This window comes from Aeromonas sp. ASNIH5 (genome assembly GCF_002902865.1).
GTDB classification, from domain to species: Bacteria; Pseudomonadota; Gammaproteobacteria; order Enterobacterales; family Aeromonadaceae; genus Aeromonas; species Aeromonas caviae.
Genome location: NZ_CP026122.1, coordinates 3,770,584 through 3,789,019, shown reverse-complemented (window position 1 = coordinate 3,789,019; position 18,436 = coordinate 3,770,584). Strand labels below are relative to the sequence as shown.

General features: G+C 56.6%; 19 protein-coding genes. 3 read left to right on the top strand and 16 right to left on the bottom strand.

Going from position 1 to position 18,436, the window contains the following annotated elements; translation table 11 throughout:
* Window positions 1–129 precede the first annotated feature (129 nt).
* A complete protein-coding gene (locus tag C2U30_RS17875) occupies window positions 130–1,152 on the top strand; it encodes a GGDEF domain-containing protein (protein WP_010673113.1) in 1,023 nt (340 codons plus the stop codon).
* A 61-nt stretch (window positions 1,153–1,213) separates the two neighbouring features.
* Here the strand turns inward: C2U30_RS17875 and luxS are convergent, their stop codons facing one another.
* Genes luxS through C2U30_RS17855 form a run of 4 tightly spaced genes read right to left on the bottom strand, consistent with a single transcriptional unit; the run spans window position 1,214 to window position 4,361 of the window.
* Window positions 1,214–1,723 carry an S-ribosylhomocysteine lyase gene (gene luxS, locus C2U30_RS17870; RefSeq protein ID WP_010673112.1) on the bottom strand — a complete coding sequence of 170 codons (510 nt, stop codon included), beginning with the start codon at window positions 1,721–1,723 and terminating at the stop codon, window positions 1,214–1,216.
* 18 nt (window positions 1,724–1,741) lie between these two features.
* Window positions 1,742–2,344 carry a transglycosylase SLT domain-containing protein gene (locus C2U30_RS17865; protein WP_041214486.1) on the bottom strand — a complete coding sequence of 201 codons (603 nt, stop codon included), beginning with the start codon at window positions 2,342–2,344 and terminating at the stop codon, window positions 1,742–1,744.
* Between the two features lie 46 nt (window positions 2,345–2,390).
* Complete coding sequence (glnB, locus tag C2U30_RS17860) at window positions 2,391–2,729, bottom strand: nitrogen regulatory protein P-II (RefSeq protein ID WP_005308848.1); 339 nt, start codon at window positions 2,727–2,729, stop codon at window positions 2,391–2,393.
* 9 nt (window positions 2,730–2,738) lie between these two features.
* Window positions 2,739–4,361 carry an NAD+ synthase gene (locus tag C2U30_RS17855; protein WP_103244208.1) on the bottom strand — a complete coding sequence of 541 codons (1,623 nt, stop codon included), beginning with the start codon at window positions 4,359–4,361 and terminating at the stop codon, window positions 2,739–2,741.
* A 137-nt stretch (window positions 4,362–4,498) separates the two neighbouring features.
* Between C2U30_RS17855 and C2U30_RS17850 the strand changes: the two genes are divergently transcribed.
* Complete coding sequence (locus C2U30_RS17850; RefSeq protein WP_010673109.1) at window positions 4,499–5,002, top strand: GspH/FimT family pseudopilin; 504 nt, start codon at window positions 4,499–4,501, stop codon at window positions 5,000–5,002.
* Window positions 5,003–5,015: 13 nt separating this feature from the next.
* Here C2U30_RS17850 and C2U30_RS17845 read toward each other — a convergent pair whose 3' ends face one another.
* Both C2U30_RS17845 and C2U30_RS17840 read right to left on the bottom strand, forming a co-directional pair.
* Window positions 5,016–5,300 (bottom strand): TapY2 family type IVa secretion system protein, encoded by a 285-nt coding sequence (locus tag C2U30_RS17845; protein WP_041210962.1) that lies wholly within the window; start codon window positions 5,298–5,300, stop codon window positions 5,016–5,018.
* Window positions 5,297–8,611, bottom strand: coding sequence for a pilus assembly protein (locus C2U30_RS17840; RefSeq protein WP_233720958.1), 3,315 nt, complete (start codon window positions 8,609–8,611; stop codon window positions 5,297–5,299). Before C2U30_RS17840 ends, C2U30_RS17845 begins: the two co-directional genes overlap by 4 nt.
* A gap of 80 nt (window positions 8,612–8,691) precedes the next feature.
* On the opposite strand from C2U30_RS17840, the gene C2U30_RS17835 reads away from it, so the two are divergent.
* Complete coding sequence (locus tag C2U30_RS17835; protein ID WP_001809438.1) at window positions 8,692–9,723, top strand: IS630-like element ISAhy2 family transposase; 1,032 nt, start codon at window positions 8,692–8,694, stop codon at window positions 9,721–9,723.
* Window positions 9,724–9,738: 15 nt separating this feature from the next.
* Here C2U30_RS17835 and C2U30_RS22675 read toward each other — a convergent pair whose 3' ends face one another.
* The 10 genes from C2U30_RS22675 to ribF form a co-directional block, all read right to left on the bottom strand.
* A complete protein-coding gene (locus C2U30_RS22675) occupies window positions 9,739–10,029 on the bottom strand; it encodes a hypothetical protein (RefSeq protein WP_158654924.1) in 291 nt (96 codons plus the stop codon).
* 11 nt (window positions 10,030–10,040) lie between these two features.
* Complete coding sequence (tppD, locus tag C2U30_RS17830) at window positions 10,041–10,484, bottom strand: type IVa pilus pseudopilin TppD (protein ID WP_069785400.1); 444 nt, start codon at window positions 10,482–10,484, stop codon at window positions 10,041–10,043.
* Window positions 10,481–11,473 carry a PilW family protein gene (locus tag C2U30_RS17825; RefSeq protein WP_081999332.1) on the bottom strand — a complete coding sequence of 331 codons (993 nt, stop codon included), beginning with the start codon at window positions 11,471–11,473 and terminating at the stop codon, window positions 10,481–10,483. The genes tppD and C2U30_RS17825 overlap by 4 nt, the downstream gene beginning before the upstream one ends.
* Window positions 11,470–12,033: a type IV pilus modification protein PilV gene (pilV, locus tag C2U30_RS17820; RefSeq protein WP_103244206.1), complete on the bottom strand. Its 564-nt coding sequence runs from the start codon at window positions 12,031–12,033 to the stop codon at window positions 11,470–11,472. Before pilV ends, C2U30_RS17825 begins: the two co-directional genes overlap by 4 nt.
* 3 nt (window positions 12,034–12,036) lie before the next feature.
* Window positions 12,037–12,444 carry a type IVa pilus pseudopilin TppA gene (gene tppA, locus C2U30_RS17815; RefSeq protein WP_039039991.1) on the bottom strand — a complete coding sequence of 136 codons (408 nt, stop codon included), beginning with the start codon at window positions 12,442–12,444 and terminating at the stop codon, window positions 12,037–12,039.
* Window positions 12,445–12,554: 110 nt separating this feature from the next.
* Window positions 12,555–13,490, bottom strand: a complete 936-nt coding sequence (gene ispH / locus C2U30_RS17810) for a 4-hydroxy-3-methylbut-2-enyl diphosphate reductase (protein ID WP_042878840.1) — start codon at window positions 13,488–13,490, stop codon at window positions 12,555–12,557.
* Window positions 13,490–13,942: an FKBP-type peptidyl-prolyl cis-trans isomerase gene (fkpB, locus tag C2U30_RS17805; RefSeq protein ID WP_010673101.1), complete on the bottom strand. Its 453-nt coding sequence runs from the start codon at window positions 13,940–13,942 to the stop codon at window positions 13,490–13,492. The genes ispH and fkpB overlap by 1 nt, the downstream gene beginning before the upstream one ends.
* Entirely contained in the window at window positions 13,939–14,442 is a 504-nt protein-coding gene (lspA, locus tag C2U30_RS17800; protein ID WP_010673100.1) for a signal peptidase II, read from the bottom strand. The genes fkpB and lspA overlap by 4 nt, the downstream gene beginning before the upstream one ends.
* Window positions 14,442–17,303 (bottom strand): isoleucine--tRNA ligase, encoded by a 2,862-nt coding sequence (gene ileS / locus C2U30_RS17795; protein ID WP_103244205.1) that lies wholly within the window; start codon window positions 17,301–17,303, stop codon window positions 14,442–14,444. Before ileS ends, lspA begins: the two co-directional genes overlap by 1 nt.
* Window positions 17,303–18,277, bottom strand: coding sequence for a bifunctional riboflavin kinase/FAD synthetase (ribF, locus tag C2U30_RS17790; RefSeq protein WP_103244204.1), 975 nt, complete (start codon window positions 18,275–18,277; stop codon window positions 17,303–17,305). Before ribF ends, ileS begins: the two co-directional genes overlap by 1 nt.
* Window positions 18,278–18,436: the final 159 nt, after the last annotated feature.

The window sequence follows — 18,436 nt, the reverse complement described above, 5'->3', positions numbered from 1 at the left end:
AGGCCTTAGGGTAGGTAATAACGCAGACATTATATCGGAGGGGGGAGCTAATGGCATCCATCGACTGCCTTTTGGCCATTCTCTCTGTCATACTGGACACAGTTTGCAGGTATGTGAGACTCGGAACTCATGAGCAAGGACTCGTTCGCCCAATCTGCCGCCTATTTGAAACAGGCGGTTCCCCTGATGATCAAGTATCAAATTCCCACCACGCCGAACAACTATCACCTTTGGTACAGCTATGTCTCCGGCGACATGCCCGAACTCAACCATGCCGTCGATCAGGCGATAAAACAACAGGGGACCTTCTCCCTGACCACCTGTGAGCGTCTCTACCACCAGCACCTTGCGGCTCAGGACGAGCAGCAGATCGAGGCGATGAAACTCAACCTGGCGGCCATGGCCAGCGAGCTGAGTCACTCGATGCAGGATGCCATCTCCGATACCGGGCTGTTTCAGGAGATGCTCGACAAGAGTTTCGACAAGCTGAGCAAGATAGACGACGAGGGGCTCAGCCTGGAAGACACCATGGGGATCCTGCGGGATCTCGTGCGCGAGTCGCGTGACGTACGCATGTCCACCCTCCACTTTCGCAACCAGCTCAGCAGCGCCGAGAAAGAGATAAAAGAGCTGAAACAGGCCCTGAACGAGACGAGGAAGCTGGCCACCGAGGACCCGCTCACGTCTCTGCTCAATCGACGCGCCTTCGATCTCGAGATGGACAGCCTCATTCGCAGCAAGCAGCCCTTCTCCCTGATCCTGACCGATATAGATCGCTTCAAGAACTTCAACGACGAATACGGACATCTGCTGGGGGACCAGGTGCTGCGCATCGTCGGCAAGCGGCTGCGAGAGGCCAGCAAGGAGGGCATAACCGCCTATCGCCTGGGGGGTGAGGAGTTTGCCCTCTTGGTGCCAAACCGCGCCCTGGCGCTGACCCGCCAGATGGCCGAGAGCCTGCGTCGCGTCATCGAGCGGATGTCGATTCTGGATCGCAAATCCGGGCGACGCATCGATCACATCACCGCCTCGTTCGGCGTGGGGGAATACATCCCCCAGGAGACGGCAGACACCCTGATCGAGCGTACCGACAAGCTGCTCTACAAGGCCAAGGAGCTGGGACGCAATCGGGTGATGCCACTGCCCTCCTGATCCCACCAGATGCAAAAAGGCCGGTCATTGACCGGCCTTTTTCATGCTTCCCTTCTCGGGATCAGAGGCTTTTCAGCTTCTCTTCCGGCAGGGCCAGCTCGTCATTGTGGTTGACACCGATACCGCGCTCCAGCACATGGCGGGCGATGGCATGGGCCTCTTCCAGCGAGTGCATGCTGTAAGTACCGCACTGGTATTCGTTCAGCTCGGGGATCTTGCCCTGATCCTGCACGGTCAGCACGTCGCTCATGGCGGCCTGCCAGGCAGCGCCAACACGGGCTTCATCCGGCGCACCGATCAGACTCATGTAGAAGCCGGTGCGGCAACCCATGGGAGAGATGTCGATGATCTCCACCCCATTCCCATTGAGGTGGTCACGCATGAAGCCGGCAAACAGATGCTCCAGAGTATGGATGCCGCGCTCGGAGAGGATCTCCTCGTTCGGCACGCAGAAACGCAGGTCGAACACGGTGATGGTGTCCTTGTTCGGGGTCTGCATGGTCTTCGCCACCCGCACTGCCGGGGCGGCCATGCGGGTATGATCGACGGTAAAACTGTCCAATAACGGCATTTCTGACTCCTGATTTGGTTACCAGAACCAGCCCCCGCTGGAGAGCTGATCCTTGCATTGTCGATACTGGGCACCGTAGCGCTGGGCACGGGCCTCCACCTTGCGGGAGACCTTCATCAGCCATCCCTTGCTGCGGTAGCTGCCACGTCGGTAGCCCCCCCAGCCTTCGTGATAATTGAGATACTGGCCATAGGCATCCCACTTGGACGTGCCGTTGAGCCGCTGTGCCTTGTGAGTGTACCAGCCCATGAAATCGATGGCGTCGGCAAAGTCGTCGCGATCGCTCCAGCCGTTGCCGGTTTCCCGCTGGTAGTCGGCCCAGGTTTCGTCTTTCACCTGGGCATAGCCGTAGGCTGAACTGGCCCGCCCGGTGGGGATGAAGAGGAAATACTGCATCGGCGGCTGGGCATCGTGCACGAAGGAGGACTCCTGGTACATCATGGCCATCACTACCTGGACAGGTGTCCCCCACTTCTCGTTCATCTTGAGCGCCGCCTCGTGCCATTCGGGTTTCTCCCGAAAGATCTGGCACAGGTTTTCCGGCTGGGCCGGCGGCCGGGTACTGCACGCGGTGAGTGCCATCAAGCACGCCGCCACGACCCCGATACGGTACAACGACATCAGAACGACAGACTCTTGCTGTTCATCACAGGGCACATCCACCACATCAGATCGCGTCTTCGTTCTCTTCACCAGTACGAATACGAATGACGCGCTCCACCTCGCAGACGAAGATCTTGCCATCACCGATCTTGCCGGTACGCGCTGTGTTCTGGATGGCTTCCAGGCAGGCATCGAGATCCTCGTCCTGCACCACCAGCTCCACCTTGACCTTGGGCAGGAAGTCGACCATGTACTCGGCACCGCGATAGAGCTCGGTATGGCCCTTCTGGCGGCCGAACCCCTTGACCTCGGACACTGTCATGCCGTTGATGCCGATCTCGGCCAGGGCCTCGCGCACATCGTCCAGCTTGAACGGTTTGATGATGGCTTCAATCTTCTTCATGGTGACTCCTTACCAGTTCTGTTTGCCGAACCCGGACGTGATGGGATAGCGGCGGTCCTTACCAAAGTTGCGAGCCGTGATGCGGGGGCCGACGGCGGCCTGACGGCGCTTGTATTCGTTGAGATCCACCAGACGGATCACCTTGCGTACCACCGCCTCTTCGAAACCTTCCGCCACCATGTCGGCGACAGACGCATCCTCTTCCACGTAGCGCTTGAGGATGGCATCCAGAATGTCATAGGGGGGCAGGCTGTCCTGGTCCACCTGATCAGGTGCCAGTTCGGCCGACGGGGGACGATCGATGACCCGCTGCGGGATCACGTACTCCACGCTGTTGCGATATTCGCACAGCTTGAAGACCAAGGTCTTGGGGACGTCCTTGAGCACATCAAAGCCACCCGCCATGTCGCCATACAGCGTGGCATATCCCACGGCCATCTCGCTCTTGTTGCCAGTGGTCAGCACGATACGGCGGCGCTTGTTGGACAGCGCCATCAAGAGTACACCGCGGCAGCGGGCCTGCAGGTTCTCTTCGGTGGTGTCGCGGGCGGTCCCTTCAAACAGAGGTGCCAGCTGCGTCATGAAGCCTTCGAACATGGGTTCGATGGAGATGATGTTGAACTCCACCCCCATCCGCTCGGCCTGCTCCTTGGCATCCTCCACGCTCATCTGGGCGGTGTAGCGGAATGGCATCATCACCGCCTGCACCTTGTCCGCCCCGATGGCGTCGGCCGCAATGGCCAGGGTCAGCGCCGAGTCGATACCACCGGAGAGGCCCAGCACGGCGCCCTGAAAACCGTTCTTGGTGACATAGTCGCGCACCGCCAGCACCAGGGCCTGATAGGTCTCGGCCAACGGCTCCAGCGGTGCGGCGGGTTCCCGCTCCTTCACCGGCTGACCATCGGCAAAGCGCACCAGCGCCAGCTCTTCGGCAAATGGAGCAAGCTTGTGGGTCAGCTCGCCCTGGCTGTTGAACACCTTGGAGCAGCCGTCGAAGATCAGCTCGTCCTGGCCGCATACCTGGTTGAGGTAGATGAGCGGCAGGCCGGTCTGATCGCAGCGTTCCGCCATCAGCTCGCGGCGGATCCAGGGTTTTTCCTGATCATAAGGAGAGGCATTGATGGTGAGCAGCAGCTCGGCCCCCCCCGCCTTGGCGGCCAGCGCCGGACCCGGCTGCCAGAGATCTTCGCAGATGAGCAAACCCAGCTGATGGCCACGGAACGGCACCACACAGGTATCGGCCGCCGCAGTGAAGTAGCGCTTCTCGTCGAACACCCCGTAGTTGGGCAAGTCCTGTTTGAAATAACGTGCCCGCAGTTGACCGCGCTCGTAGAGAGACGCCGTATTGTAAAGCGCCCCCTCTTCGCGCCAGGGATGGCCCACCAGAATGGCACATTGTCCCTGCCATGCCGCGATGCGGGACAGCGCAGCCTCGACCCGGATCATCAGGTCGGCGCGCAACAGCAGATCCTCAGGCGGGTATCCTGTCAGGGCCAGCTCGGAGCAAACCAGCAGATCGGCCCCTTGCTGATCGGCCAGGGCTGCTGCCGCCAGTACCTTGTCACAGTTATCTTCGATGGCGCCTACCGTCAGATTTAACTGGGCAAGCATCAGAGAGAGGGCTTTTGCCATGGCGATGCATCTTGAATTCGAAAATGATGGGGAATGATAAAGAAAAGGCGCTGGCTGTGCCAGCTCAACACTTGGGCTTTGCGCTGGTGTTCTGGCTGTCTGGAGATAAGATGTAACTAATCGAGGGAGATACTGCCATGATCAAGGACGAGAAAGGATTCACCCTGCTGGAACTGATGATCGCCGTCAGTCTGGGGGTCATCTTGCTTGGTATTGGTGCACCGGCCATGTCGAGCCTGCTCAATGAGAATGCCTTGAAATTTGAATCTCGCACACTCTTGAAATATCTGCGTTTTGCTCGCAGCCAAGCCATCGACAACCAGCAATCTGTCACTGTGTGCCTTGCCAATGCCAGTGACAATTGTGTCACCGCCAATCCGACCCAATTCCTCGTGTTCGTCGACGGTAATGGCAATGACATTTTCAATAACGGTGAGCAGATCCTGGCAAGAAGCCCTCAGCTATCTGACTCGCTGACTGCTGCAAACAATCGAACTTCCACTACCTTCAGCCCTGATGGCACCAGCCTGGGTACCAATGCCACCATCACGCTGTGTCGTTCGGGAAATGCCCAGATAAATCTGGTCATCTCTCCCTCCGGCCGCACCACCCAATCTACCCAGGCAAATATCTGCCTCTGAATGAAGTTCTTCGCTATCGCAGTTGACGGGCATCCTGTTGCTGACCCTCTTTTGACTGGAAATTTTCCTCCGCTGTTCGGCATTCCAGGATTTTCTTCACAGGCTGTACCGCACCATCCACCTCGTATCCTCTTTGTTTGAATTTATCCTGCACCGCCTTTGGCGTGTTGTCTGCCACAGTACCGTGCAGGACAACCTTCTGGCCGTTAACCAGCTCGACATAACATTTTATGTCATCTGCCAAGACAGACCCGGATAACAAGAGGCACAAACCCAACACCCCGCTGCGTGTTTTCATTGCGCCTCTCCTTCGTAGAGGTAAATTTTCTTGGGCGACATGTCCATTTCAGCCTCTTCCGCCCCCTGGGCGCACTCACCGCCACTGGTACACCGCTCAGGCTCACCATCCCCTTCATCTTTCAGGATGACCTCTTCCCCGGTGCCGCCCCCCAGGATGCGGATTTTGGCATCATCCCCGGCATGTACCACCAGATCGTCTGCCACCTTGTTTTGCACTTCAACGTAGCGTTCTGGAGTTTCATTGCCATCGAGATCGACCACATAGCGGAAGGAGCTGCCATAGTGCATGTCCACCATATACTGACGCGCCGCGCCTATAGACTGAATGGTGCATTGCTGGAACGATTGCACCTGAGGCAGGAAGGAGGTGAAGTAAAGCTTGCCCTGCAAGACCACCCCGGCCCCCAGAGACTTCTCTCCCCTCGCGTTCAACCAGTTGACCCAACCCTTGGCACTGGTAATACCCGCCTTGATTGCCAGCGTGCCTTCGACTGTCGTCTGGACCGACAAAGGATCATTGGTCACATCGTAGAGGTCTGATACTAGGATAGGGTCTCTGGCCGTCGCATTCGTGGCACGCGGCATGACATCATAGTCACGCAACATGAAATAGCCATTGCGGACGGTCGATTCAGACGAAGGGCGGTTGCGATCGCCGCTGCCGATCAGCACCGCATCGAAGGGGCGATCCTGATAGGAATAGACCGTATTGCCCCCCACCACGGAACGAGTCACTTCCTTGTTGATGGTGCGCACTACTATGGGTTGTGTAAAGAAGCGGCGGTCATCTGCCAGCGTTGAGTCCGACCCCAGACTGGCAAATTTGAATACACTCCAGTCCGACTTGTTGGTACTGGGGAGATCCATGCGCCAAAGATTGCCTCCTGTATCTCCAACATAGATGCGGTCGGTCTTGCCATCACCATCACTGTCGAGTGTTGCAACCGACCCAGGCATACTGTCAGTTATCTCTGTGACCTGGAGATTGCTAGTATCAGAAGGGGTTGCACTGAATATCAACGCCCCCGTTTTGGCATTGACGATGTAAATCCCTCTGCCCATGCTGTCACTGGATCCCAATCCCAGCAAGCTCTTGTTCACGTCATAACCGCCAGCAAAAATAAGCACGGGATCACTGATTCCCGGTACAAGCGCGACTTCAGGCACCGACCAGGTCAGCCCCAGCTCACCAAAACCAGTCGTCAGACTGTTCAGACGCCACTTCAGTGACGGCGCATCCGGGCTGGAGACGTCGAAGGCGTAATAAGCCTTGCCCCCACTCCTCAGCCCGGTGAACACCCAGACAAAGTCGCTTTCCGAGGCTTTCAATACACCATTACGGTTGGCATCCTTGATAAGGGCGACGGGAGATGAGTCGACGCCATAAATGTGGTCAGCGGATTCGGCATTGGCACGCAGCGCCTGCTGATTCGCCAGAAATTCATAGGGAATGGCGGCCCAGCTTTCGTCTACGGTTTTACCCATGTCCTTGAACATGTGAAGGAAACCGGCATTGGTTCCAAACACTATCCGCAAGTCGGGTGCATCCGTCGGGCTGCCGGATTGTGGGCCATAGTTCAGCACCAACGGACGGGAGTGCAGGGGATCCCCCATGATATGGCGGCGGTTCAGGGTTGAGGTATCAAAGTCTTCGTTGTCGACATCCAGCCCCTTGGTCCAGTTAATCAGTGCATCCAAATCGGTCGTGCTGCTGGCCTGCATCCAGGTCATGAGCGCCGCCTCACTGCCAGCCTGCGTCACCAGATTGGCCTTGGTCAGCTGATCGAGGCGGTTCTGGGCATTGTTGATGACATAGAGACTGCGATTGCTTTTCCCCGCCAGCATCTCTTGGGCTCCCCCTTCAGCCACCTTGTTGCCATCGCGGCCCGATGACCAGAAGGTTTGAGCGTTATCGATAATAGCACCATCAGGTTTAATTGCCGGCAATCCTCTCGCATCCACCACATAACCATCAGAAGAGAGCATTAATTTTTTTAGATTGCCTTTCCACTTAGGGCCGGCGTCTGGTTCAAACATCGCGTAATAAATATTGTTATTACTACGTGTTCTATCAAAGTTATTGCTGGCGATGGCGGGTGACACCAGTGATGCATTGATACGCAATATTGCCAATAGTGATGCTTTCAGCGCATCACTTAAGGCAGATGCATCGGTTGCCGGATAATATTTCCCTCCACCCCGCCGTGCCGTTTCGGCCAGCAAATTACCCGCTCCGGTAATGGCTTCATCACCAAACCCAACAGTGAAGGTAGTTACCGTCTGCTTATCACCCATCGTACTGTTAATATCATTGTGCTTCATATAGCCAGCCAGTGCAGCCAAATAACTAGACCCACGACTACTACCTGAACCATATGACACTGCTGTACCATAAGCCCGCTTGTCATTATCAGATAATGTGTTGATAAGACCTATCACAGTATTATCAGAGGAACCATCACTAGTCGGCTCACCATCGGTGATGTAAATAACATAACCATTGTTCGAACAATTGTCATAAGGAGCCTTATAAGTACCATCAGACTTTTCAGCTGATGTATCTCTGGCAGGCGATAAACTACCCCCCTGAGTACCGTAGACAACACTCATCCCTCCAAAGAATTGATAGGCCTCCTGTAAGGTCTCGCACAACGGCGTGTTGCCATCCGCATTCAATGCATTGACTTTATCAAGCAAGTCCTGCTCACCTGTCTTACCATTACCCAGGATTGTTTCACTTCCTAATATATTACGGACAATACGACCACCATTGGTATTTGTGTTTCTACTGCTATTCTCATTAAAAACTGCCAAACCAAAATCCACACCAGGTGTTGATGAAATTAACTCAGCCACCGCATTTTTGGCAATACTCAGCCTTGATTGGCTGACTGGTTTACCTGGCCCGTGATACCAACGTATATAATTGGAAGAATACAGTGTAATGCCTGTATTGTTATTATAGACATTGGTAACATCTGCAGTATACGCTGCCGTTGCGGTAGAGTTCCCCCTGATGGGGTAACCAGCCCCTACTGTCAAAGTTCCACTATAGGGATTGGCTGTATTCCTTACCGTAACATCCTGTTGACAATCTACCAATTTTATATCTTTTTCTTGCTCACCTCTGATGGAATCCCATGACCAATATCGCCAAAAAAGAAAATTGGTTTCCTTATAAACCCAAACAGCTGAAACAAACTGCCCTACATTGGACAAGGGGAGCTTTGACGTCGCGCATGCATTTACGCTGTCAGGGAAGCGGGCAGAACTGGTAATACTAAATAGCTGTTCCGAATAGTAGATCACCGGAGGAAGGGAACTCAGTCCAGTTTGTGCGATCTGATTAGTCGCTAAACAAAACAAGCCACACCCAAAGGACTGAGTTGATGCCTATCCTACCACCTCTGCCACGACCACAACGGCGCCGCATTCACAAAATCATCCATGCCACCCGTGATAAAGGACATGCTCGTCGCTTGATGGCCATCTTGCTGTTACATGAAGGACGCACGATCACCGATGTTCATCACCTTACCGGCGCTGCGCGCTCGACCATCGGTCGTTGGCTTCGGTGGTATCGAGATGAAGGCATAGATGCGCTAGAAGCCTTACCGGCTGGCCGTGCCCCAGTCTTACCTATCGCCAAGATTGTCACCTTACTGGTGCTGCTCATGCAGTTTTCTCCGCAAGATTTTGGTTATCAGCGCAGCCGTTGGTGTACTGAACTATTGGCTATAAAAATCAATCGGTTAACAGGGCTCAATGTGGCAGCCTCCACGCTCCGCCGATGGTTACCTCGTATGGGCATTGTCTGGCGCAGGCCCGTGCCGACCTTGCGGATAAAAGACCCAGCCTATCAGGAAAAAATGGCGAATATCGACGCCGCGCTGGCCCGCTGTGATGCCGATAATCCGGTGTTTTATGAGGATGAAGTCGATATAGACCTCAATCCCAAATTAGGAGCCGACTGGATGTTCAGAGCGCAGCAAAAGCGGGTTGTCACACCGGGGCAGAATGCCAAGCATTATCTGGCAGGCGTTCTCCACGCAGGCAACGGAAGGGTACTTTACGTCAGCGGGATCAAGAAAAACTCATCGCTGTTTATTGCCATGCTGGAAAAGCTGCGCCACCACTACCGACGAGCCAAAACCATCACGTTGATCCTCGATAACTACATCATTCACAAAAGCAAACAGACCGAGCGATGGTTGAAGAAGAATCCCAAGTTCTGCCTGGTGTTCCAGCCAGTTTACAGCCCTTGGGTTAATCACATAGAACGGCTATGGCACAAGTTACATGAAACCATCACGCGCAATCATCAATGCAGAGGGATGGCAAACCTGCTGGCCCGAGTGAAACACTTCATGGATACCGTGTCTCCTTTCCCGGGGAATGGCTATGGCACAGCGAAGGTGTAGCACTATTGGGATCAGTTATTTAGGCACACTGCTATTTGAAGAGAAATATATGTACTTTTTGCTATTGTTTGTGTCGGGGTCATTAGGTAATGCTGGATATATTGTTGCGGGATCATAGGCTTCACTCACCTGCATTGTTTCTTTCATACTGCCGGATGTATCAAATATCAGCAGCACCTTGGGGCGAAAATCCCCGGCCTTGTTAAAGTCATATATAAACAGTTCGGTGTCATCGGCTCTCGTCGATGTAATGCCAAACACAAGGCTACACCAGCATAAAATCACTCCAAGTCGTCGTAACCACATATCCTTCGCTCCTATTCGGTGAGCAGTGGTTGTTCTACACCCGCAATCCAAGTCAACGGGCGAACATATTTTCCATAATTCACATTGGCCTGCAGCTCGACATACTTGCACTTAGGAATCACATTGCTGCTGCTGGCGTCAATCTTTCTCTTGCACACGGTTTCGGTGCGATTAGCAAGAGCGACCGCGGCCGAAGCATTGCTGCTATTGATGCTGATCGCCGCACTGGCCCCCGGAGTGTCGCTCATGCCGGCAATCACCGTCGATATGTTGTTGCTCTGTATAGCGGCTTCGATAATGCCTTCGAGTCGGTGCTCTGCCTGGCGGAAGCTGGCAGACGAGCCTGCCATCTTGAGGTCTTGCCCCGAAGATTGCATCACCACCACGGCAATCAGGGTCAGGGGCACCAGAATGATCAGGGCTATGATCAGAGCCACACCGCTCTGGGATTTCATTTCCCTCCTCCTGCAATCACCGCTGGATTACGTAATGAGACGCTCGACTCCAATAGCAAACGACGATAACCATCGCCGTTACCCGGGACCTGAATATCGCCAACCTGATAGGTGTTGTTATTGACATAGCGACTGGAAACTTGTAACGAACGCACGAGCACAAAGACTCTAGCGGCGATGACTCGACCCTCACTCCACTCCTGCCCTGTGACATTGTTGGTAGCGACATAGCGATCAATTTCGCCATCAGGGACTAAGCTGTCATCAACACCAAGCAATATTCTCATCTGTTCAATGCCTTCGGCCATTGCTCCACCAATTAATAAAGAACCACCCCCAGGCGTTAAATATCGCTTACGCAGCTCAGGGTTGCCATTTTTTGAATTAGGAGATAGGTAGTAAATAAAATGCTGATATTCCCACAACTGCGGGTTTATCATGGTGCCGGGGATGGCCTCCCCCTTTTTGAATAGGTAGGCTGACTGTGTTGTAGTTGCAAGATAAAAGCGTGTAGTCACTAGATCTTTAGATTCCAAAGAGTTTCCAACTAATCGCTTGATACTCACAACGTCTGAATTGGCTATACGGTCACCGACATCAATGCAGTCGAGCCCCCCTCCTATCACGGTTCTATTTCCATCTATATGCGCAACCCAGAATGAACGTAGTGAACCTGTACTAGTTGGAAAACTGCCACGATCTAAGTCATCTAAACAATCTTTTGCTACAGTAGTCCCGCTACTTAAGGTTATCCCCAAGTCTTTAGTCATTGGAGACCCCGTATAATCCCCCCAGAAGCCGGCCCATTTCAGATCCTGGGTGAGCAGACGCATGGCGATACGGCCATTTTCCTGCAACTCACTCTGATCGAAAGCATCTTCGGTGGTGGCGCGAGAAGCCACAAAGATGCTCAAGCCGCCACCGACCAGAAATACGCCGATCAACATGGCAATCAGCCATTCAATCAGGGTGAAGCCACGGGCATTCATAGTGTGGTCGTCAGTACGAACTGACGCCTCTGTCTGTCTGCCGCATTGCCCAACCCACAACTGTTGCGCACTGCGGCCACTGCAACGGCACCATCGGACAGAGACTCCCGCCCCTGCCAGAAGATCCCTATGGTCAAACTGTTGTTGGCGCCACGAATCACGCAGCCGACCGGAGATTGCAGAGGTGATGCGGCACCGGATACTGCGGTTCCCAGCAGAGACTGCTGCCAGTAGAAGAGGTCCAGTGCCTGCCGCTCAGTCCTGCTGCAATCCGACATGGTGCCATTGTTGTTGGCACAGCTCGGCATATCCAGGATCGCGTTGCCGGATACCACTGTCGTTCCCTGACCAGCCCAGCTGTCTTTGTTGATCCTGGCGCGTTCCACCAGATCATTGGCCAGCCAGTTGGCGATGGTGCGCTGACGCGCTTCGTAGCTGGAAAACTTGGCGGTAACCTGCATGGCAACCAATCCCAGCAAGCCGAAAGAGAGCACCACGGCCGCAATCATCACCTCCAGCAGGCTGAATCCCCTCGTGTGTCGATGGCGCAGTGGTTTCATCGCCTAGTCCCAGCAAGCATTGTTGACGGTATCCCCGAGCCGGGTGGCACTCCGGGTGCCATCCTGGTCGATGGAGAAAATGATGCAGTCGCTGTCTGACCCCTGCGCACCAGAGGCCGTGGCAAACAGGATGTATGTATTGACCCCGGCCGAGATGACCAGGTGATAGAAGCCGGATTCGGAGTTCTCCGAGATATTCAAATCGGCTGCGGATGAGGTATACCGATTGAAGTCCATAAAATAGGTTTCTTGTCTGTTGGCGGCGTCCAACAGCATTTTTTTGGCATCAATTCGGTGGCTGGACAGCAGGTAACGCTGATAGGAGGGATAGGCAATAGTGCCAAGAATCGCCACGATTGCGACGACAATCATCAATTCAATGAGAGAAAAGCCTCGATAGAACCCAATCATAACCCATCCTTGGTGACTGGCGGTTCATATAGTCTAATGCCGGATAGGTCGCAACGACAAATCCGGCATCAGGAACATAACTCTTTATTCTCAGGCCATCCTGGCCACATTCAAATAATTCTAAGCTCGGGCGGCACTTCAAACACCACATTCTCTTCTCGGCCAGGATGCTCGGTCACTATCTTGCCTCCCAGCTCGCGCAGACGAGCAATGACATTCTGAACCAGCACATCGGGGGCTGACGCACCCGCCGTGACCCCGATACGGACAACCCCGTCCAGCCATTGCGGCTCAATCATGGAGGCATCGTCGATGAGGTAGGCCTTGGCGCCCACCTTCTCGGCCAGCTCCCGCAGACGGTTGGAGTTGGAAGAGTTGCGCGACCCCACCACCAGCATGGCGTCCACCAGCCCGGCCATCTCCCGCACCGCATCCTGGCGGTTCTGGGTGGCATAGCAGATGTCATCCTTGCGCGGCCCCTGGATCTTGGGGAAGTGCGCACGCAACGCATCGATGACATCCGAGGTCTCGTCCACGCTCAGGGTGGTCTGGGTGACGAAACAGAGATCGTCCGGGTTCTTCACTTTGAGTTTGGCCACATCTTCCGGCGTCTCCACCAGATACATGCCCCCCTCACTGTTCTCGTACTGTCCCATGGTGCCGATCACCTCGGGGTGGCCGGCATGGCCGATGAGCACGGCTTCGGAGCCCTTGCGACTGGCGCGATGGACCTCCATGTGCACCTTGGTCACCAGCGGACAGGTGGCATCGAACACCTTGAGGGCGCGGGATTTGGCCATCTCGCGCACGACCTTGGCGACACCGTGGGCAGAGAAGATGACGATGCTGTCATCCGGCACCTCATCCAGCTCCTCCACGAAGACGGCGCCCGCCTCCTTGAGCTTGTTCACCACGTAGCGGTTGTGCACCACCTCATGGCGGACATAGATGGGGGCACCGAACTTCTCCAGCGCGCTCTCGACGATGCTGATGGCCCGGTCGACACCGGCACAGAAGCCACGGGGGTTAGCCAGCAGAATATCCATCAGTGAACCTTCTCCTCGTCATCAACTCCCAGGATCTCCACCTCGAAGGTGACGGTGTGACCGGCCAGGGGGTGGTTGAAATCGACCGTAACCGACATCCCTTCCACCGCCCGGATGATCCCGGGCAGTTCGCTGCCGTTGGGCTGGTCAAACAGAATGATGGTACCCACCTTGGGCTCAACTTCGTTACCGAATTTGGCGCGATCGAGATGGTAGATGTTGTCAGGATTGGAAAGGCCGAACGCCTCTTCCGGCGCCAGGGTAAAGCTCTTGCTCTCCCCTTCGCGCAGCCCCAGCAGGCATTGCTCGAAGCTCGGCGTCAGGCTGCCGTCTCCCATCCGCAGACGGGCAGGCTTGCCGTGCAGCGCCGTGCTGTCGGCCACCGAGCCATCTTCCAGTTTGATAGAGAAATGGAACAGCACGCTGCTGTCCGCAACAATTAGCTGGCTCATGAGGTCGCGTCCTGTTTTTTCTCGCCACGGAAGCCGTCCAGCACGATCATGGCGGCACCGATGAAGATGAAGCTGTCAGCCAGGTTGAACGCCGGCCAATGGGCGCGCTGCCAATAGAAGTCGAGGAAGTCGACCACATGACCCAGCACCAGCCGGTCAAACACGTTGCCGAGCGCCCCGCCGATGATCAGGCTGTAGGCGATACCGCTCCAGCGCTGGGTGACCGACTGCTTGCGCAGCCAGTGGATCAGCAGGCCGCAGATGGCGAACGCCAGCACGGCGAAGAACCAGCGCTGCCAGCCCCCCTGATCCGCCAGGAAGCTGAAAGCAGCGCCCTTGTTGTAGACATGGACCAGGTTGAAGAAGGGGGTGATCTCCACCCCCGGGTAGCCAAACGGCAGCAGTTTGACCACGGCGAGCTTGCTCGCCTGGTCCAGTACGAAGGCCAGCACTGCCAGCCACAGCCAACGCAGGCCGCTTTTATGTTGAGTCATGTTCATCAGGCAAATTGACGCGTTTCGCCGTCACCCTCGACGTTGGTGACGCAGCGGCCACAGATCTCTTCGTGACCCGCAATGGTGCCCACGTCTTCCACATGGTGCCAGCAGCGGTCGCACTTGGCGGCGGCAGACTGGGCCACGCAGAGCCACAGGTCATCGCGCTCGGTCGCCACCGCGTCTGCCGGTGCGGCATCGACGCTGACCACCCTGGCCTTGGAGGTGAGCAGCACGAAGCGCAGCTCATCGGCCAGGGCATTCAGACGCGCGGCCAGCTCAGGCTTGGCGAACAGAGTCAGCTCGGCCTGCAGAGAACCGCCGATGCGCTTCTCGCCACGGGCCACTTCCAGCGCCTTGTTCACTTCACCGCGCACGGTGAGGATCTCGGCCCAGAACTCGTCGTTCAGCACTTCGCCCGCTTCCAGCCCGAACAGGCCGTCGTACCACTCCTCGGTGAACACGAACTCACCGCGCTCACCCGGCAGCAGCGCCCAGATCTCGTCGGCGGTGAAGCTCATGATCGGCGCCATCCAGCGCACCATGGCCTCTGCGATGTGATAGAGGGCGGTCTGGCAGGAGCGACGGGCCAGGCTGTCAGCCTTGGCGGTGTACTGACGGTCCTTGATGACGTCCAGATAGAAGGAACCCATCTCGATGGAGCAGAACTGCATCAGCTTCTGGGTCACACCGTGGAAGTTGTACTCATCGAACGCGGTCACGATCTCGGCCTGTACCGCCTTGGCACGACCCACGGCCCAGCGATCCACCACCACCATGTCGGCAGGCGCCACCATGTCGGTCGCCGGATTGAAACCGTTCAGGTTGGCCAGCAGGAAGCGGGCGGTGTTGCGGATGCGGCGATAGGCGTCGGCAGAGCGCTTGAGGATCTCGTCGGAGACGGTCATCTCGCCGGTGTAGTCAGTGCTCGCTACCCACAGACGCAGGATGTCGGCACCCAGCTTGTTCATCACATCTTGGGGGCTGACCACGTTGCCGATGGACTTGGACATCTTGCGGCCCTGACCATCCACGGTGAAGCCGTGAGTCAGCACCTGGTTGTAGGGAGCCTTGTCTTTCATCGCCACGCCGATCATGAGCGATGACATGAACCAGCCACGGTGCTGGTCAGAGCCTTCCAGATACATGTCGGCCGGCTTGCCGTTGAACTCGGGACGGGCGTCGACCACGGAGGCGTGGGTAGAACCGGAGTCAAACCAGACGTCCAGGGTGTCGGGCACCTTCTCGTAGTTGTCGGCATCGGCGCCCAGCAGTTCGGCCTTGTCCAGATCCCACCAGGCCTGGATGCCGGACTGCTCGACCCGCTTGGCCACCTCTTCCATCAGGCGCACGGATTCCGGGTGCAGCGCCTGGGTATCCTTGTGAACGAACAGGGAGATGGGCACGCCCCAGGTACGCTGACGGGAGATACACCAGTCGGGACGGTTCTCGACCATCGCCTGGATGCGATTCTTGCCCCAGGCCGGGACCCAGCCGCTCTGGCCGTGTTCGGCAATGCCCTGAGTCTCGATACGCTCGATCTCTTCCAGGGCGCGCTTGCGCAGACCCTTCTGCTCCATGCTGATGAACCACTGGGGGGTGGCACGGAAGATGATCGGGGTCTTGTGACGCCAGCAATGCGGATAGGAGTGGTTGAATACCTTGTGATGCAGCAGGGCGCCGCGCTCGGTCAGCACCTCGACCACGGCCGCATTGGCCTTGAACACGTGCTGGCCGGCAAACAGTTCGGTATCCGGCAGGTAAACGCCGTTGCTGCCAACCGGGTTGGCCACTTCCAGACCGTACTTCTGACCGACCACGAAGTCTTCCTGACCGTGACCAGGGGCGGTGTGCACCGCGCCGGTACCGGCGTCCAGGGTAACGTGGTCACCCAGCACCACCGGCACGTCGAAGCTGTAGAAGGGGTGGTTGAAGCGCAGCAGCTCGAGCGCAGCGCCCTTGGCGTAGCCCAGGTTGTGGAACTGCTCGATGCCGGCGCGATCCATCACATCCTTCACCAGCTCAGCGGCCAGGATCAGACGCTCGGGATTGTTGCCCTCAACCTGCACCAGTGCGTAGTCGAGATCGGCGTGCATGGCGATGGCGCGGTTGGCCGGCAGGGTCCACGGGGTAGTGGTCCAGATCACGGCAGAGAGCGCGCCCTTGCCGGTGTGGCCTTCGGCGCAATCAAACTTGGCGGCAACGCCAGCCTCGTCGACGGCCTTGAAGCGCACGTCGATGGAGGGGGAGTTCTTGTCGTAGTACTCCACTTCCGCTTCAGCCAGCGCGGAGCCGCAATCGGTACACCAGTGCACCGGCTTGGAGCCTTTGTGCAGGTGGCCGTTTTCAACGATCTTGGCCATGGAACGGATGATGTTGGCTTCGGTCCCAAAATCCATGGTCAGGTAGGGGTGTTCCCAGTCACCCAGCACGCCCAGACGGATGAAGTCGGTCTTCTGCGCTTCGATCTGGGTTTTGGCGTATTTGCGGCACTCGGCGCGGAACTCGGCGGCGGAAACCTTCTCGCCCGGCTTGCCGACCATGCCTTCCACTTTCAGCTCGATGGGCAGACCGTGGCAATCCCAGCCCGGCACATAGGGGGAATCGAAGCCAGAGAGGCCCTTGGACTTGATGATGATGTCTTTGAGGATCTTGTTGACCGAATGACCGATGTGAATGCTGCCGTTCGCATAGGGGGGGCCATCGTGCAGAATGAAAGAAGGCTTACCCGCTTTGGCGCGGCGAATGGCGCCGTAAAGATCCTGATCGTACCAACGTTTCAACATGTTGGGTTCGCGTTTGGCCAGATCGCCACGCATCGGAAACTCGGTTTCCGGCAGATTCAGGGTGTGTTTATAGTCGCTCATCAGTCCTGGGTTCCCTTCTTTTCTAAAAGAGTGCTGGGTAAATGAAATTGTGGCAGCCCGAACCAGGCTCGGGCCGCCAGGGCATCTCGTTCGATCTGCTCTTTCAAGGCGGTGAAAGAGTCAAATTTCTGCTCTTCGCGCAGCTTGTGGCGAAGCAGCACCTTGACCTGCTGACCATATAGATCACCAGAAAAATCAAATAGATGTACTTCCAATCTGGCTTGTGTACCGCTCAAGGTCGGACGTACACCCACATTGGCGACACCGGGGAAAGTCTTGCCGGAACATATCACTTCCACCGCAAACACGCCACCGACCGGGACCACCTGGCGTTTGAGGGCCAGATTCGCGGTGGGAAAACCTATGGTGCGCCCCAGCTTGTCACCATGGGCCACCCGGCCGCTGATGGCATAGGGGCGACCGAGCATCAGCTCCACCTCCGCCATGCGGCCCGCTTTGAGGGCCTCGCGCACCAGCGTACTGCTGACCCGCTGGCGGGAAAGCTGGAAGCTCTGGGTGCTGATCACCTCGAACCCGAAGCGCCGACCGGCCTCCTCCAGCAGGTGGAAGTCCCCTTCCCGCCCCTTGCCGAAGCGAAAGTCGTCGCCGACCACCAGATAGTGCACGCCGAGTTTCTCCACCAGCAGTTGCTCGATGAAGGTGCTGGCCTCCTGCTCGGCAAAACGATGGGTGAAACGCACGCAGAGCATGCGATCGATCTGCATTCCCTTGAGGGCTTCGTACTTCTCCCGCCAGCGGCTGAGGCGGGCGGGCGCGGCACTGCCCGCAAACAGCTCCAGCGGCTGGGGTTCGAACAACATGACGCAGGCCGGCAGGCCAAGTTGGGCGGCCTTCTCCTGCAAACGGGCCAACACCGCGTGATGCCCCTGATGAACCCCATCGAAGTTGCCTATGGTCAATACACAGCCCCGGTGACGGGGCTTGATATTGTGAATGCCGCGAATAAGCTCCATCAGTGCCTTGTGCGTTGCTGCCATGGAAATCGGCGGATTATATATCAGGCAGCAGGCAGGGTCAGCCCTGCCGTTGACCCGATTTAGCCATCCCGCTCGCTTCTCGGACTCGGCCAGGAGCATCGCACCTCGTTGGCGGGCCAACTCGACAGCCCCTGA

What these genes read in the sequence shown, in the direction of transcription:
- ispH (WP_042878840.1), bottom strand. Translation starts at nt 13,490, where the DNA reads ATGGATATTCTGCTGGCTAACCCCCGTGGCTTCTGTGCCGGTGTCGAC.
- ribF (WP_103244204.1), bottom strand. Translation starts at nt 18,277, where the DNA reads ATGGAGCTTATTCGCGGCATTCACAATATCAAGCCCCGTCACCGGGGC.
- C2U30_RS17855 (WP_103244208.1), bottom strand. Translation starts at nt 4,361, where the DNA reads ATGGCAAAAGCCCTCTCTCTGATGCTTGCCCAGTTAAATCTGACGGTA.
- C2U30_RS17850 (WP_010673109.1), top strand. Translation starts at nt 4,499, where the DNA reads ATGATCAAGGACGAGAAAGGATTCACCCTGCTGGAACTGATGATCGCC.
- tppD (WP_069785400.1), bottom strand. Translation starts at nt 10,484, where the DNA reads ATGAAATCCCAGAGCGGTGTGGCTCTGATCATAGCCCTGATCATTCTG.
- glnB (WP_005308848.1), bottom strand. Translation starts at nt 2,729, where the DNA reads ATGAAGAAGATTGAAGCCATCATCAAACCGTTCAAGCTGGACGATGTG.
- C2U30_RS17835 (WP_001809438.1), top strand. Translation starts at nt 8,692, where the DNA reads ATGCCTATCCTACCACCTCTGCCACGACCACAACGGCGCCGCATTCAC.
- lspA (WP_010673100.1), bottom strand. Translation starts at nt 14,442, where the DNA reads ATGAACATGACTCAACATAAAAGCGGCCTGCGTTGGCTGTGGCTGGCA.
- C2U30_RS17865 (WP_041214486.1), bottom strand. Translation starts at nt 2,344, where the DNA reads ATGTCGTTGTACCGTATCGGGGTCGTGGCGGCGTGCTTGATGGCACTC.
- luxS (WP_010673112.1), bottom strand. Translation starts at nt 1,723, where the DNA reads ATGCCGTTATTGGACAGTTTTACCGTCGATCATACCCGCATGGCCGCC.
- C2U30_RS17825 (WP_081999332.1), bottom strand. Translation starts at nt 11,473, where the DNA reads ATGAATGCCCGTGGCTTCACCCTGATTGAATGGCTGATTGCCATGTTG.
- pilV (WP_103244206.1), bottom strand. Translation starts at nt 12,033, where the DNA reads ATGAAACCACTGCGCCATCGACACACGAGGGGATTCAGCCTGCTGGAG.
- C2U30_RS22675 (WP_158654924.1), bottom strand. Translation starts at nt 10,029, where the DNA reads ATGTGGTTACGACGACTTGGAGTGATTTTATGCTGGTGTAGCCTTGTG.
- tppA (WP_039039991.1), bottom strand. Translation starts at nt 12,444, where the DNA reads ATGATTGGGTTCTATCGAGGCTTTTCTCTCATTGAATTGATGATTGTC.
- C2U30_RS17875 (WP_010673113.1), top strand. Translation starts at nt 130, where the DNA reads ATGAGCAAGGACTCGTTCGCCCAATCTGCCGCCTATTTGAAACAGGCG.
- C2U30_RS17845 (WP_041210962.1), bottom strand. Translation starts at nt 5,300, where the DNA reads ATGAAAACACGCAGCGGGGTGTTGGGTTTGTGCCTCTTGTTATCCGGG.
- ileS (WP_103244205.1), bottom strand. Translation starts at nt 17,303, where the DNA reads ATGAGCGACTATAAACACACCCTGAATCTGCCGGAAACCGAGTTTCCG.
- fkpB (WP_010673101.1), bottom strand. Translation starts at nt 13,942, where the DNA reads ATGAGCCAGCTAATTGTTGCGGACAGCAGCGTGCTGTTCCATTTCTCT.